Annotated in this window: 19 protein-coding genes and 1 tRNA gene; 10 read left to right on the plus strand and 10 right to left on the minus strand. The window is 66.5% G+C overall.

What is annotated here, in order from left to right:
• Nucleotides 1-9 precede the first annotated feature (9 nt).
• The gene (locus ASD34_RS21815; protein ID WP_056582003.1) at nucleotides 10-690 is read right to left on the minus strand and encodes a hypothetical protein; all 681 of its coding nucleotides are present in this window, start codon (nucleotides 688-690) and stop codon (nucleotides 10-12) included.
• A 173-nt stretch (nucleotides 691-863) separates the two neighbouring features.
• Between ASD34_RS21815 and ASD34_RS21820 the strand changes: the two genes are divergently transcribed.
• On the plus strand, nucleotides 864-1,229 hold the full coding sequence (locus ASD34_RS21820) for a c-type cytochrome (RefSeq protein ID WP_056582005.1): 366 nt from the start codon (nucleotides 864-866) through the stop codon (nucleotides 1,227-1,229).
• A 26-nt stretch (nucleotides 1,230-1,255) separates the two neighbouring features.
• Here the strand turns inward: ASD34_RS21820 and ASD34_RS21825 are convergent, their stop codons facing one another.
• Both ASD34_RS21825 and ASD34_RS21830 read right to left on the minus strand, forming a co-directional pair.
• A complete protein-coding gene (locus tag ASD34_RS21825; protein WP_056582007.1) occupies nucleotides 1,256-1,987 on the minus strand; it encodes a winged helix-turn-helix domain-containing protein in 732 nt (243 codons plus the stop codon).
• A gap of 339 nt (nucleotides 1,988-2,326) precedes the next feature.
• Nucleotides 2,327-3,352 (minus strand): AraC family transcriptional regulator, encoded by a 1,026-nt coding sequence (locus ASD34_RS21830; RefSeq protein WP_056582008.1) that lies wholly within the window; start codon nucleotides 3,350-3,352, stop codon nucleotides 2,327-2,329.
• Between the two features lie 483 nt (nucleotides 3,353-3,835).
• Here ASD34_RS21830 and ASD34_RS21835 point away from each other — a divergent pair, with 483 nt between their 5' ends.
• From ASD34_RS21835 to ASD34_RS21845, 3 genes are all read left to right on the plus strand, one after another.
• On the plus strand, nucleotides 3,836-4,363 hold the full coding sequence (locus tag ASD34_RS21835) for a hypothetical protein (RefSeq protein WP_056582010.1): 528 nt from the start codon (nucleotides 3,836-3,838) through the stop codon (nucleotides 4,361-4,363).
• 158 nt (nucleotides 4,364-4,521) lie between these two features.
• The gene (locus tag ASD34_RS21840; protein ID WP_056582012.1) at nucleotides 4,522-5,232 is read left to right on the plus strand and encodes a Crp/Fnr family transcriptional regulator; all 711 of its coding nucleotides are present in this window, start codon (nucleotides 4,522-4,524) and stop codon (nucleotides 5,230-5,232) included.
• 76 nt (nucleotides 5,233-5,308) lie between these two features.
• A complete protein-coding gene (locus ASD34_RS21845; RefSeq protein WP_235510152.1) occupies nucleotides 5,309-6,028 on the plus strand; it encodes an AP2 domain-containing protein in 720 nt (239 codons plus the stop codon).
• A gap of 13 nt (nucleotides 6,029-6,041) precedes the next feature.
• Here ASD34_RS21845 and ASD34_RS27660 read toward each other — a convergent pair whose 3' ends face one another.
• Nucleotides 6,042-6,245, minus strand: coding sequence for a hypothetical protein (locus ASD34_RS27660; RefSeq protein WP_157609728.1), 204 nt, complete (start codon nucleotides 6,243-6,245; stop codon nucleotides 6,042-6,044).
• A gap of 52 nt (nucleotides 6,246-6,297) precedes the next feature.
• Here ASD34_RS27660 and ASD34_RS27665 point away from each other — a divergent pair, with 52 nt between their 5' ends.
• The gene (locus ASD34_RS27665; protein WP_157609729.1) at nucleotides 6,298-6,684 is read left to right on the plus strand and encodes a hypothetical protein; all 387 of its coding nucleotides are present in this window, start codon (nucleotides 6,298-6,300) and stop codon (nucleotides 6,682-6,684) included.
• Here the strand turns inward: ASD34_RS27665 and ASD34_RS21850 are convergent.
• The 4 genes from ASD34_RS21850 to ASD34_RS21865 are packed head-to-tail and all read right to left on the minus strand — an operon-like array spanning nucleotide 6,664 to nucleotide 10,022.
• The gene (locus tag ASD34_RS21850; RefSeq protein ID WP_056582016.1) at nucleotides 6,664-7,233 is read right to left on the minus strand and encodes a hypothetical protein; all 570 of its coding nucleotides are present in this window, start codon (nucleotides 7,231-7,233) and stop codon (nucleotides 6,664-6,666) included. The two genes, ASD34_RS27665 and ASD34_RS21850, sit on opposite strands and share 21 nt — an antisense overlap.
• 40 nt (nucleotides 7,234-7,273) lie before the next feature.
• Nucleotides 7,274-8,032, minus strand: coding sequence for a DUF899 domain-containing protein (locus ASD34_RS21855; RefSeq protein WP_056582018.1), 759 nt, complete (start codon nucleotides 8,030-8,032; stop codon nucleotides 7,274-7,276).
• 28 nt (nucleotides 8,033-8,060) lie between these two features.
• Nucleotides 8,061-8,756 (minus strand): hypothetical protein, encoded by a 696-nt coding sequence (locus ASD34_RS21860; RefSeq protein WP_082548902.1) that lies wholly within the window; start codon nucleotides 8,754-8,756, stop codon nucleotides 8,061-8,063.
• A gap of 45 nt (nucleotides 8,757-8,801) precedes the next feature.
• Nucleotides 8,802-10,022: a hypothetical protein gene (locus ASD34_RS21865; protein ID WP_056582020.1), complete on the minus strand. Its 1,221-nt coding sequence runs from the start codon at nucleotides 10,020-10,022 to the stop codon at nucleotides 8,802-8,804.
• 91 nt (nucleotides 10,023-10,113) lie between these two features.
• Between ASD34_RS21865 and ASD34_RS21870 the strand changes: the two genes are divergently transcribed.
• The 5 genes from ASD34_RS21870 (at nucleotide 10,114) to ASD34_RS21890 (ending at nucleotide 12,146) form a co-directional block, all read left to right on the plus strand.
• On the plus strand, nucleotides 10,114-10,320 hold the full coding sequence (locus ASD34_RS21870; protein ID WP_056582022.1) for a hypothetical protein: 207 nt from the start codon (nucleotides 10,114-10,116) through the stop codon (nucleotides 10,318-10,320).
• 138 nt (nucleotides 10,321-10,458) lie between these two features.
• A complete protein-coding gene (locus ASD34_RS21875; RefSeq protein WP_056582024.1) occupies nucleotides 10,459-10,896 on the plus strand; it encodes a hypothetical protein in 438 nt (145 codons plus the stop codon).
• A 59-nt stretch (nucleotides 10,897-10,955) separates the two neighbouring features.
• Complete coding sequence (locus tag ASD34_RS21880; RefSeq protein ID WP_056582026.1) at nucleotides 10,956-11,489, plus strand: nucleoside 2-deoxyribosyltransferase; 534 nt, start codon at nucleotides 10,956-10,958, stop codon at nucleotides 11,487-11,489.
• A gap of 129 nt (nucleotides 11,490-11,618) precedes the next feature.
• Nucleotides 11,619-11,894 (plus strand): hypothetical protein, encoded by a 276-nt coding sequence (locus tag ASD34_RS21885; protein ID WP_056582028.1) that lies wholly within the window; start codon nucleotides 11,619-11,621, stop codon nucleotides 11,892-11,894.
• A 30-nt stretch (nucleotides 11,895-11,924) separates the two neighbouring features.
• Nucleotides 11,925-12,146, plus strand: coding sequence for a hypothetical protein (locus tag ASD34_RS21890; protein ID WP_056582029.1), 222 nt, complete (start codon nucleotides 11,925-11,927; stop codon nucleotides 12,144-12,146).
• Between the two features lie 119 nt (nucleotides 12,147-12,265).
• On the opposite strand, the gene ASD34_RS21895 is transcribed toward ASD34_RS21890, so the two are convergent.
• Both ASD34_RS21895 and ASD34_RS21900 read right to left on the minus strand, forming a co-directional pair.
• Nucleotides 12,266-12,358 (minus strand) — tRNA-Ser (locus ASD34_RS21895).
• 27 nt (nucleotides 12,359-12,385) lie between these two features.
• A complete protein-coding gene (locus ASD34_RS21900; RefSeq protein ID WP_056582032.1) occupies nucleotides 12,386-13,654 on the minus strand; it encodes an aspartate kinase in 1,269 nt (422 codons plus the stop codon).
• Nucleotides 13,655-13,671: the final 17 nt, after the last annotated feature.

The following is a 13,671-nucleotide window of genomic DNA, read 5'->3' on the forward strand; positions in this document are numbered from 1 at the left end:
CGTGCAGACTCAGGAGCGTCGCACAGGCCCTGCCGGGCGCATCGGTGTCTGCGCCAGCACGCGGCAGTTGCCGAACTCGCAGCGCACGGCCCAGGCCACGCCATTTGCGCACGGCACGCTGTAGTTCTCGTAGCCCGGCCCCTTGGCCGTCATCTCGGCGCGCGGCTGCAGGTTGCAGCGGCCAGCCCTGGCCAGTCGCTCGACGTTGTAGGTGTCGACACCGGTGCGCCGCGGCTTGAGCGCGAGCACGGGGTTGAAGGTGTTGCCGTAGAACGTGTCCTGCACGTTCGGGTCGAGGTTGCGGTAGCCGCGCTTGGCCATGCAATGGACGATGGCAATCTGCTGGTGCTCGGCAATCAGTGCACCGCTCGGGCGGCTGTTCCAGTCGATGACGGCGGCGGTGATGCCGGTGTACGAAGCGGCGGCAACGATCCCCTGGCCGTGCACGGTGATCAGGCCCAGGCCCAGCGCGGCCCACATGGCATCGCCCGATTCGCTGCGTGCGGTGATGCGGGTCGCCGCGGTGCGGCAGTCGGCCACGTCGCTGTCGTAGCGCGCCTTGTCCACGCCTTCCATGGCGACCATCGGCACGTACGACAGGCCGGTGCCGTTCCCCGATCCGGTCGGCGGTGCGCTGGCGCATCCGGCCAGGATCACGGCGGCCAACGCCATGCTGAGCAGCAACTTCATGGGATTCCCTCGTCCTCTTCGCGATAGTTGCGAGGGATTTAACCATACATATAGTTACTACTGAATCGACTTGTCGCGAATGAGAGACGGCTTCCGGGTGGGGCTTCGGGCGAGGCGAAAGGGTCGGCCACGGGGCACGGTACAGTTTTCGTCCCACTCCGGTTTCCCTTTCCATGCCCCGCACCTCCCGGCTTCCCGCTCCCCACTTTCTCGCGCTCGCCAGCCTGCTGGCCGTCGCATCCTTCGGCGCCGCGGCCCAGCAGCCAGCGCAACCCACCGCCGTCGACCTGGCACGCAAGAACGCCTGCATGGCCTGCCACGGCCTCGTGCACAAGCAAGTCGGCCCGGGCTTTGCGCAGATTGCCGAGCGCTACCGCAACGACGCGTCCGCGCCCGCGCGCCTGGCCGACAAGATTCGCAACGGCAGCGTCGGCGCCTGGGGCCGCGTCATCATGCCGCGCCAGTCGCTGGTTTCGGAAGCCGACGCGCAGGTCCTCGCGCGCTGGGTGCTGGCGCAGCCGACGCCGCCGGCGCGCTGAACCGCTGCGGCATCCGTCGCGCGCGACTACTGCCGCGGCTGCCCCGCCGATGCCACGCGGAAATCCGTCGGGAAGGCCCAGGTGGCGGGCGCATCGCGCGTGCCCAGCAGGCTGAGCTGGTAGCCCACGCCCCAGACCGCGTGCAGCGAGAGGCCGTGTGGCTGGTCGACATACAAGCCGAGCTTGCGGCGCAGCTTCGACACGTTGGCGTCGAGCGTGCGCGAACCGGCGGCCACGCCGCCTTGCCACCCGATCATTTCCAGATACTCGCGGCCCAATGGCCGGTTCATGTGGCGGAAGAATTCGGCCGCCAGATCGAATTCGATGGGCGTCAGGCGAATTTCAGTGCCCGCGACATCCACCATGTCGAACGGCGACAACAGGCTGAATTCCCTCCATTCCAGGCTGCGCGGCACGCGCGGGCGATTGCGGCATCGCAGGAAGAATTCGAGCATGAAATACATCTCTTCGAAGGTGGATGGCTCCGGCAATACGGCGTCGTCGGGGCCCGCGTGCAGCAGCGACAGCCCACGAATCTGCCGCTTGCGCGCGCTCATGATCAATGGCGTGCTGTAGCGCAGCGTCTCGCGCACCTGGCCGATGAGTTTTTGCACGTCGTCGGCCGTTGAGGGAATGGAAACCAGCAGTGCTTCGAAATGCCCCCCGGACGGCACCTTGTCGATCAGTTCGTCGATGCGGGCAAATGCAAAGGGTGCATAACCCAGCATTTTGACGGCGCGGCTGGCATGCCATCGCATGCGGGGAGAAGCACCCAACACTGCAATGGGCGGGGGATTTTGTTCAAGCATGGAAAATTACCCTGCGCACCGCGGCGTTATAAATCTCTATTTTTTTGGGCTGGCCATCCAATTAATTTTCAGCGCTCAACCTTTCACCAATAAATCTCGTCGAATTTCCAACGACAGATGAATTCTTATGATCAACTTTCCGAGTCAATGAAATCTCCGAAGAAGATAATTTAATGCGTCATAAAATTTACAGATATCAATAAAAAGAACAGAAATATGAAAATCGGGCACGGCCGCAAGGCGGTGCCCGAAAACAGGTGGCTGGAGGGAAGCCGGCAGCCAGTCGGATCAGCGAAGGAACTGCGCGCGGCCTTCCGCGACCTGCCCTTGCTGCAGGGCAAAGGTCCGCGGCGTGCACCCGTACTTCTTGCGGAAGACGAGGCCAAAGTAGGCGGGGTCGGCAAAGCCGCAGTCGTACGCAACCTGTGCGACGTACTTGTGCGCGCCTTCAGGGCTGCGCAGCATCCGGACTGCCGCGTCCAGGCGGTCGCCCTGCAGCGTTTCGAGGAAGGTCATGCCCCGCCCGGACTTGGCGAACACCTTGTGCACGTAGCGCACCGACACGTTGAAGCGGGCGGCCAGCTTCTGTGCGTCGACCTCGGTGTCGGCGTGGTGGTCGCGAATCCAGCGCCGCATGCGCGCGTGCAGTTCGCCATCGCGCGGCGACACGCGCTCGCCCAGCGCGCCCGGCTGCGCGGCCCGCCTGCTCTGCTCGAGCGCAAACGACAGCATCGACATCAGGTGGTCTCCCAGCAACTGGCGTTCGGCAAGGCTCTGGATGCTGCACAGGTGTTCGACGTCGAGCGCGCGCAGACAGCCCGACAGCATTCCGGCCCACCCCTTGCCGGCGGCCAGCCGCAGGTCGGTCGACTGGTCCGCGTGCGGCAGCCAGCGACTCACCATCGCTTGCGACAGGCCCAGCGTCCATGAGTTGGTGGCCTCGGTCGAACGCAGGCGCAGCGGCTGCCATGAATCGATCAGCACCATGTCGCCGGCGCCAAGTTCGACACGCCCGCGCTGTTCGCTGATGGCAAGGCCGCCATCGAGCTTGATCAGAAGGTGATAGGGAAAGACCTCTGCCCCCATCAACTGGCTGGGGCCCTTGCGCTCGATGGTCGCGCCACTGCCGTGCACGCGCATGAACGCCAGCCCGGCCGTGTCGACGATGGTGAGTTCCTGCTGGAAGTCGGTGCGCTGAGGGCTGTCCAGCCGCCCCACGTGCGGACCGATCTCATCGGCCCAGAAGGCGAACCGATCCTTGCGCGCCACCATGCCGGTGTGGAAGCGCTGAACGCGACTGTCGGTCTCGGCCATGCGGCACGTCCTTCCTCCATGCAGCTGGCGCTACGCCGAAAACCGCGGGTCACAGACGGAAATTCCCCGATTTGTCCTGACAGATCCGTGCGGACCTCGGATAATTTTTACAAACGATAACAGAGATAACACTTCGGGCCTTGGAGGGATGGGGCGGCGCATCGCGCCGGCACAGCTTGCACCGCACGACCCCGCCTTCGCACTCGCCGCTGGCGAGCCGCGACGCCTGACCGGCAATTGCACCTGAATGTGAGTCGCGACACATCCGCGCCCCGAAAGCGAATGCCGAGAAGGGGCGCGATTCGTAGCATCCCTTCGGATCGAACGTCAACCGGAACTCTCTCTACTGGGGATGAAATGACCGCCTTGTTTTTCACGGAATTCGAACCTTTCGGCGCACGATGGCACGCGGCGCTCGCATCCTGCCTGCCGGCATGGCGTCGTCCTGCCGAAGCGGTGCGGCCTTCTTCTCCCGCCGCGCCAATGGGCCGGGCGTGTGCGCTGGTGTTCATTGCCAACCTTTCGCAGCTTGCCGAAACCGACGGCCCGGAGGTCGCGGCGGGCGTGAGCCGCGAGATCCGGCGCCGGCTCTTCGCGGCGTTTCCGCCCTCGCCGGTGGTCGACACCGACCTCACCTGCCTGCGCGACGACTGCTTCTTGCTGCGAACCCGCCACGCGCAGCTCGACGACCTGCTCGCGGCGCTCGGGCGCGAGCAGGTCGTCGTGAAAGGCGTCGCGGCGCTGCCGCAGCTGCACGCCGACTGGATCGCGCTGCGCAACAGCGGACCGATGAGCCCCGCCGAGATCGAACTGGCGCTGTGGGCGGCACAACCGCATCGCCATCCCGCCACGCGATGCTCGCCCGACATCGTGGTCGACGACATCGACCATGTGTACGACCTGCGCATCGCGCGCCAGGGAGACGCTCTGTGGCTGCGCGAGCGCTGTCTGCAAGGCACCGAGGAACGGGCCCGGATCGACACGCTCTTCACGCAACTCCAGCCTGGCTGACGTGGCGCCGTTGCCTGCAGCCCGTCGCCACCCGGTCCGGCGAAGAGACGCTCGACAGCAAGCCGCCTCGGGGGCGCCGCGTCGTCCAGCGCCTTGACCGCCGCCCTTGGATTTGTGCATGCGCATGAGCTGCTTTTGGTCTCGCAACGCCCCTGGCCATGTATCTCCATCCTTTGATCGCCAGCGTGCCGCCCGACGAGCGCGCCGCCCTGATTCGCAGCAGCGCGCTGCATTCGTACCGGCGCAACGAGATCGTGCTGCAGGCGGACACGCACACCGACCACATCTACTGCGTCGCCACCGGCCTGCTGCGCGCGGTCGACCGCGACGTGACAACCGACTTCATCCGCCGTGGCGATTTCTTCCTCGGCCCTTCGCTGGGCGAGAACAGCTACCAGGCCACCTCGACACTGGTGGCCGCCCTGCCCTCGTCGGTCTACCACCTGCCGATTGCCGCGGTGCGCCGGCTCTGTGCGCTCTACCCCGAGGTGACCATGGGCCTGCTGGAGATCGCGATGAAGCGCGTCGCCATGGTGCGCGGGCAGTTGCGCCGCATCTCGTCGCTGTCGTCCGAAAACCTCGTGAGCCGCGTGCTGCACGAGTTGACGCAACTCGCGCCCGCGGCCACCGGCGGCTACGACAAGCGCATCACACAGGCGGTGATCGCGTCGTACTCGGGGCTCTCGCGCGAGGTCGTCAACAAGACGATGCGCGACATGGAAAGCCGCGGGCTGGTGCGCCGCGACGACCAGGGCGTGCACGTGCCGCCGACCTTCGCCTCGACCGATTTCGGCAGCCTGCCGCCCGAGGCGCGCGCGCTGTCCGACGAGCTTTTCGCCTGGGACGGCGACAGCCCCCCAGTGCCATGACACCCCACGCTCACTGCGCCCGTGGGAAGCGCCGGCTTCCTTCAAACTCGCCGTCAAGAAGAAGTACCAAGCCACGATGCCCAAAGGAATTCCGAACCCCGCCGACATGTACGGCATCTCTGCGCGCCCCTGGGGCTTCGAGGTATCGCTCGTGCGAAACGGCGTGCGCTACACGCGCCTCTTCGGCCACGCCAGCTACGGCGGCCCCCAGCAGGCGCTGCGGCGCGCGCAGGCCTGGCGCGACACCATCGTGAAGGAGCATCCGCCCATCGCGCGCAGGGAACGCGCGCAGACCCTGCGCAGCAACAACAAGACCGGCGCGCCCGGCGTCTCTCCCCGGCTCTCCGCGCAAGGCAAGCCCGTGGCCTGGCTGGCCAAGACCTACCTCGGCCACGAAGAGGTCCTGCGCACCGAATTCGAACTCACCGACTGGGGCCACGCGGCGCGCGCGCAAGCCATCGGCGAGCGGCAGCGCCAGCTCGCTCGCATGGTCGGCCTCGCGCGGCTGCACCCCGCCGAGGAAGCCATTCGCAAGCGCGCACCCGTCGACGAAGCAGCGCTGCCGCGCAAGCGCTCGAAGTCGGAGATCGTGCGGCGCAACAACACGAGCGGCGTCAGCGGCGTGCAGTTCAAGACACCGCGCGCGGGCCATCCGGGGTACTGGGTGGCGATCACCTACACGGCGGGCAAAGGCAGCGTGAGCAAGTCGTTCTCGGTGCGCACGCTGGGTTACGACACGGCGCGCGACATGGCGATCGCCGAGCGCGAAAAGCAATTGCGCGCCAAGAGCGCCTGAGTTGCCGCGGATCTCAGCGCCCGGACTGCGAACTCCTGCGCGCAATGACCGCGCCGCGCACTGCGCGCTTGGACGCCAGCTGCCGCTTGCCGCAACGGCTGCAGCGATAGAAGCGCAGGCTCGGCAGGAACTTCATCCACGGTCGCCGATGGATGCGCTCCAGGCAGGCCAGGCCGCACCGGCAGCGCACGAAGGGATTGCCGAAAGACGGGGACAACGCGGGTGCGCGGCTGTGGTGTGTCGTTGCGTACCCGGGAGCGTCGGTGTGCATGAGGCTCATCGTGCCGAGCCGATGGCACACCGCGCGCCCGACTGTGATCCCGCTCACTTGCCGCCGCAACAAATCTGCGCGCGGTCGTCCGAGGCCAGCTGGCAGCGGGTTCCTGCGGTTCGCCCAGCGACAGCATCAACCGGTTGGACCATTTGAAGAAGGCCCACCGTGCACGACATCGGCAATCGCGAGACCGTTCAATCCCTGCACGCGCATCGTCGAGCAGACGGCGGAAAAAGCCGAGCCGCTTGCGCGGGGAAGTGAAGATGCCTGGCACCCGAAGGCCTGCGTGATCGAGAGCCTTCGGGTGCTGCGCCGCAAGCCGGTCGATCAAAATCCGATCTTCGCGCTTGCTCATGCGCGTTCAATGCGGCACCGCGGGTGATCGCCGTGTGAAGCGCCGCAACCGGTCGATGCCCGCACTGGCACCGACCGCCATCAGCCCGGTGGTGGCGAGCATCGCCGCCGTGTGGACCGCGACGGCTGCGGCGGCCAGCATCAGCGAGCCACTCATCTCAACATTCGACGCATCGCCCATGCACAGCGGGATCAGCGCCGGCACCAGCATCAGGCCGGCGCCGTGTGCGGTGGACATCATGAAAGACCACAGCGCCAGCCCCGCATGCCCCGCCGGCACACGCGCCATGACAGGCCATCGACCCGACAGGTGAACGAGCGCGGCCACCCCGAACAACCCACCAGCCAGCCACTGCAACAGGCTCCGGTCCATGGACACGCCGAAGGCCACCGCGGCGACCACGAGCGCGATCGAAGCGACATGCCCGACCGCGATCGGCCACAAGGCCCGCAGTGCCTGCGCCTTGTCGTGCGCGCGCAGGCCCCATGCGGCGGCGAACATCCAGCCGGTGGTGGGATTCAGGCCGTGCAGGACGCCCATTCCCGCCACCGCCAGCCAGGGCCAGAGGCTTGCCATGATGCGGACCGTTCAACGACACGCCAGATCGCGCGCTTCTTCACGACGGCGCATGGCAGCAGCCACCGGCGGCCGCAACGGGCGCGGGTTCATAGCGGTCGTGGTGACGGAGCCAGTCCATCGTGTAGGACGGGTTGTGCTCGTCGCGGCCCTGGGGCACGAGGTCGAGCATGTGGTAGGTGCCCATCATCACTTCCACGCCGCGGCCGTAGGTCGAGTAGGTGTGGAACACGTCGCCCGCATCGTCCTTGAAGAACACGCTGACGCCGGGCGCTTCTTCGCTCGGGAACGGCTGCTTGACGTAGTTGTAGGCGACCGCGCCGCTGGCCATTTCTTCGGGCGTGAAGCTCACGCCGAAGTCGTGGTTGAAGTCATTGTCGTGCGAGGAGACCCAGGTGAACTGCCAGCCCATGCGCCGACGGAAAGCCTCGATGCGGGCCAGCGGCGCGCGCGAGACGGCCAGCAGCGTGACGTCGCGGTGTTCGAGGTGCACGCGCATGCCATCGGAATGGTCGGCCATAAAAGAGCAACTCTTGCAGCCCTGCTCCCAGTCGGGGCCGAACATGAAGTGCTGCACCAGCAACTGGCGGCGGTCTTCGAACAGGTCGGCCAGCGAACGACGGCCTTGAGGGGTGTCGAAGACGTAGGCCTTCTCGACGCGCGTCCACGGCAGCGAGCGGCGCTCCTCGGCGATGCGGTCGCGCAGCTGGGTCAGTTCCTTCTCGCGCGCCAGCAACGACTTGCGCGCGTCCATCCAGCGGTCGGGGGTCACGACGGGGTGATTCACGGTGGTGTTCATGGTGTGTGCTCCTTGGCTTGTGTGTCGTTCAGGCCGTGGCGACCTTCGGGCGGCGCACCGCACGGACCTTGCTGGCCCGGCCGTCGCCGGCGTAGAAGAGCCCCGCGCCGTCGGACTCGAGGCCGCTCACGCCGACGCCGCTGGGCATTTCGAGCCGCGAAATCACGTCGCCGCTCGCGGGGTCGATGCGGCGGATGTCGCTCTGGTCGCCTTCCCAGGTGCCGTGCCAGAGTTCGCCATCGACCCAGGTCACGCCGGTGACGAAGCGGTTCGATTCGATGGTGCGGCGGATCGCGCCTGTCGCCGGGTCGATCTGGTGGATCTTGCGGTCGCGGTACTCGCCCACCCAGAGGCTTCCTTCGGCCCAGGTGAGGCCGGAATCGGAGCCGTTGCCGGGAGCGGGAATCGACGCCAGCACCTTGCCGGTGGCGGCATCGATCTTGTCGATGCGCGCCTCGACGATCTGATAGAAGCAGGTGCCATCGAAGGCGGTGCCGGCGTCGCACGCCACGTCGATGCGGCGGGTGGCTTCGCCGCTCGCTGGATCGAACGCGACCAGTTGTCCGCCGGTTGCGGCCCACACCTGGTGGCCGTCGTGCGTCACGCCGTGGATGCGCTCCACGCCGTCGAACGGACCGTATTCGCGCACGATCTGCGCGGCCTGCGCCGCGCCTTCGAACCGGTCCTTGCCTGCCTTCTTGCTCTGACTGTTGCTGCTGCTCATGGGGGCTCCTGTAGGTGCGCCACGGGGTAGCGCATGAGCCCGACTCTATTCAATCGGCAGTGCAGCGGGGAGTAACAAGATCGTCGTGAATCCCGCCAGCGGCGGGGCCAGCCAGCGGCGCGCCCTGGCCTGTCCGATGGCACGCACGCGCCGCTCGGCCTCGAGTTCGGCCAGCGCGCGCTGCACGGTGCGCTGGCTCGCGCCCAGGGCCAGCGCGAGGGCCGAAGTCGACCAGCCCGCGCCGTCCGACAGCAGCGCCACCAGCGAGGCCTGGTCGCCGTCGATGGGCGGCGCCAGCACCACGACCGGCCGCGCATCGTGCGGCGTGAGGCGGAAGCCCTGCGGCGTGGCCTCGATGCGCGCCATCGGCTTGACGAGCGCGCGCAAGCGGCCGATCTCGACGCGCAGGCGTGCGCGGTGCGTTTCGTCGGGGTCACGCGTGCGGAACGCGTCGGCGATCAGCGCGTCGCGGTCGACATCGCCGGGCCAGGCCGCGGCGAGTGCGCGCGCCAGCGAGAACAGCACGGGCCTGCGTGCAAGCGAGCGCCAGGTGTCGCCGCCCCCAACACCGCGGCGGCAGGCATCGACGACGAGCGCATCGGACGCGAGCAGTGCCTCGACTTCATCCAGACGCAAGGGCTGTTCGCTGTCTGCTGCAATGCGCCTTGCGGCGGGTCGTTCGAGCGAGGTCCGTGCCTCCGTCACTTCGGCCAGCAAGGCAGGCACGCGTGCGCGCAAAGCTGCGTCGTGCGCGCGAGTGAGCGCCGCCCGTGCAGCGCCGGTACGCAGCGAACGCAAGGCGAGTTCCGCCAATGCCAGCTCGGCCACCGCCGCGAGCGAGGGCGGCAGGCTGTGACCGTCAAGCCGTGACAGTGCGGCAGCGGCCTCATCGAGCCGGCCGAGCAGCAGCAGCCGGCGCGCCGCGATGAGCCGCGCCTGCAGCGCGTTGGCCAGGTCGTCGCGCGCCTCGAGCGTGGCAGCCGCTGCTGTCAGCGCGCGCAGCGAGCCGCCCAGGTCGCGCATGGCAAGCGCCACCTCGGCCTCGGCGACGACGCAGCGCGCACGCGCCAGTTCTTCGTGCGTTCCGAAGCCGCTTGCAGCCCGTCGCAGCAGTGCGCGCGCACGCGGATGCTCGCCGAGTTGGGCCATCGCAATGCCGCGCAGCGCAAGCGCCGGCGGGTCGTCGCGCAGGGCCACGCGCTTGAGGGCACCCAGCGCGTCGCCGGCAGCGAGCGCACGCGCGGAGGCAGCGATGAGGGAATCCATGGGGCGACAGGCTACAACACCGCCGACGCAGGCCGGCATCCTTCGGCCTTCGCCTACAGACAGGCGCACCCGGTGCGGACATCGTGAGGCCATGACACATCCGATCGAACTCATCATCGACGAGCCGGCTCCCGGATCCTTTGTCTGGCGGCTGCTCGAAACCGACACCGACGGTGCACACGCCACTGTCCTTCGCTGCGCCTTCGACCCGGTCGAGAGCTACGAGCTCGCGCTGGCGTCGGGGCAACGCGCCCTGCGCAGCGAGATGCGCACGCACGCTGCAACGCAAAGCCACTGAGCGTCAGCATGCGCTGACGGCGGCTTCGCGAGGCGTCCTACCGCCCGGGCGCCGCCGCTTCCTAGGATGGTTTTCGGGCGCCGGCTCTCTTGCGCTTGTTGCAATGAGGCAACCGCCGGTGTCTTCAAGGAGATAACCATGCAAAGAAAGCTCATGTGGATGTGTGCCGCCGCCGTGTCCTGTCTGACGGCCGTGTCGGCGCAAGCGCAAGTAACCTCACCGCCCCCCGCCCCCGTCGATCCGGCCGTGGCCGAATTCAAGGCGGCGCGCGACAAGATCTCGGCCGACTACAAGACCGACCGCGCCGCCTGCGATGCCATGAAGGACAACGCCAAGGACGTCTGCGTCGAGGAAGCCAAGGGCAAGGAAAAGATTGCCAAGGCCGAACTCGACCAGAAGATGAAGCCCAGCGACGGCCACGCCCGCAAGGTGGCCGAAGCGAAGGTCGAGGTCGCCTACAGCATCGCCAAGGAAAAGTGCGACGACCAGAAGGGCGAAGCCAAGTCGGCGTGCGTGAAGCAGGCCAAGGCCGACGAAAGCAAGGGCATGGCCGAAGTCAAGGCGATGAAGAAGTAACCGACCCGTCCGCAGCCCTTCCCGTTGGCGCTGGCCGGGGGCGGTCGCATACTCGACAGATGCCCTCCTCTTCCACGCGTCCGCGGGTCTATCTCGCCGGCCCCGACGTGTTCCGGCCCGACGCCGCGCAGTACTTTGCCGCGCTGGCCCTGGCGTGCGACGCGCTCGGCATGACGGCGGTGCCGCCGTTTGACGGCAAGGACACCGGCTCCGATCCCGCGCGCCGGATCTACGAGGAAAACATGAAGCTGCTGCGGTCGGCGGACGGCGTCATTGCGAACCTCGCACCGTTTCGCGGACTGGAGCCGGATTCGGGCACGGTGTTCGAGGTCGGCGTGGCTGTCGCCCTCGGTCTTCCAGTGGCCGCCTACGGCGTTCCATCAGGGAGCTACGCGCAGCGCGCCGGGACGGCAGGCTTGGTCGGCCGCACCCCGGACGGCGCCCTGCGCGACCCCGAAGGCACACTGATCGAAGACTTCGGACTGCCGCTGAACCTCATGCTCGCCTGCTCCGTGCGTGTTTCGGACCTTGCAACGGACGCCTTGCGCGTGCTGGCCGATTTGCTGGGGTCAGCCCCTGCTCGCAACCAGTGAATCAATTTTCGTGAAATAAGTCACATCCTAGACCTGTAACCTCCCTCATTTTGGGTAGGGAGTCGCTCAAAGTAATCTTTTAGGCCTCTTTTACCGTTGGGTCTCCAACGCCCCAAAAAGGAGGCCAGAATGCCCCTCACAGACCAACAAGCAGTTTTCGAAGCGGCGGGCCGCCTGGGTTCGATGGAGGTCCTGGCCACACAGACCAGCGCCGTTGTCTCCATGCTGCGCGCCCTGTATGCCGCGCACCCCGAGCCAGCAAAGGTCCGGTTCCACTTCGACCGACTGGTCGGCCAGTTGCTGGCCAGCCCCTACCTCAGCCACGACCCGGATCACGCGCTGATCCTCCAGGACACGGCCGCGACCCTGGTGCGGCCGCCGCTCGAATCCGACACGGCGCGCTGAGCACCGGGTGCGCACCAAGGAGTCATTGAAATGAGCTTCGAACAAATCAGGCTTCGGTTCGGCCGGTCGTTCCACCGCGGCGATCGCGTCGTGTGCGAAGGCCGCCTCGGCACGATCACTGGAACGACCTATCCGCATGTGCGCGTGAGGTTCGACGGGCGGCAGATTTCGGTGCCTTGCGATCCTTGCGAGGTGCATGTGGGTGCGGCACCGAAGATCGCGCCATCCGCGCCCGAACCGCAGAACTCCTGAAGCCATCGGCTCGTCTTTTCGGCGGGATGTCGCACGTTGTGCCCAGACGCAAAAAAGCCCCGACGGGCGGGGCTTTTAAGGGCTGTTTGATCACCGTGAAGTGATCAGGAAGCCAATCCTGGCGGAACCGGAGGGATTCGAACCCTCGATGAGGCTCTACACCCCATACTCCCTTAGCAGGGGAGCACCTTCGGCCACTCGGTCACAGTTCCTGAAAGCAGCTGCAATTATGCCATTACTTAAGCGCTCGGTTGGTCGAGATCGAACGCTTTATGCAGCGCGCGCACGGCCAATTCCATGTATTTTTCGTCGATCACGACCGAGGTCTTGATTTCGCTGGTCGAGATCATCTGGATGTTGATGCCCTCTTCGCTCAACACGCGGAACATCTTGCTCGCCACACCCACGTGGCTGCGCATGCCGATGCCCACGATGCTGACCTTGCAGATCTTGGTGTCGCCCACGATTTCCGTGGCACCCAGCGAAGGCATCACCTTCGACTCGAGCAACTCGACCGTGCGCGCGAACTCGTTGCGATGCACCGTGAAGCTGAAGTCGGTCTTGCCGTCCTTGCTGAGGTTCTGGATGATCACATCGACCTCGATGTTGGCGTCCGCCACGGCACCGAGGATGTGATACGCGATGCCCGGCTTGTCGGGCACGCCGAGCACCGAGATCTTGGCTTCGTCGCGATTGAATGCGATGCCGGATACGACGGCTTGTTCCATGTTTTCGTCTTCCTCGAAAGTGATCAGCGTGCCGGACTTGGCCTCTTCATTGATGTCGATGTCCCATGGCGTGAAGCTCGAAAGCACACGCAGCGGCACCTTGTACTTGCCGGCGAATTCCACCGAGCGGATTTGCAGCACCTTGGAGCCCAGGCTTGCCATCTCGAGCATCTCTTCGAAGCTCACGGTGGTCAGGCGGCGCGCATCAGGCTCGACGCGCGGGTCGGTGGTGTAGACGCCGTCGACGTCGGTGTAGATCAGGCACTCGCTGGCCTTCATGGCCGCCGCGATGGCCACGGCCGAGGTGTCGCTGCCGCCACGGCCCAGCGTGGTGATGTTGCCCTCGTCGTCCACGCCCTGGAAGCCAGTGATGACCACGACGCGGCCGGCACCGAGGTCGGCGCGCACCTTGGCGTCGTCGATGCTTTCGATGCGGGCCTTGGTGTACGAGTTGTCGGTATGCACCGACACCTGCCAGCCCGCGTAGCTCACGGACTCCATGCCCTCGGCCTGCAACGCCATCGCCAGAAGCGCCGACGAGGCCTGCTCGCCCGTGGCGGCGAGCATGTCGAGTTCGCGCTGATAGGCCACGCCAGGCTTGCCCGGCGCGAGTTCCTTGGCAAGACCGAGCAGGCGGTTGGTTTCGCCGCTCATGGCGCTGGGCACCACGATCATCTGGTGGCCCGCACGCGCCCATTTGGCGACGCGCTTGGCGACATTGCGGATGCGCTCGGTCGAGCCCATCGACGTGCCGCCATATTTGTGAACGATCAATGCCATGGATGAAATCAGAGAAA

Source organism: Variovorax sp. Root473 (assembly GCF_001426505.1).
GTDB lineage: Bacteria > Pseudomonadota > Gammaproteobacteria > Burkholderiales > Burkholderiaceae_C > Variovorax.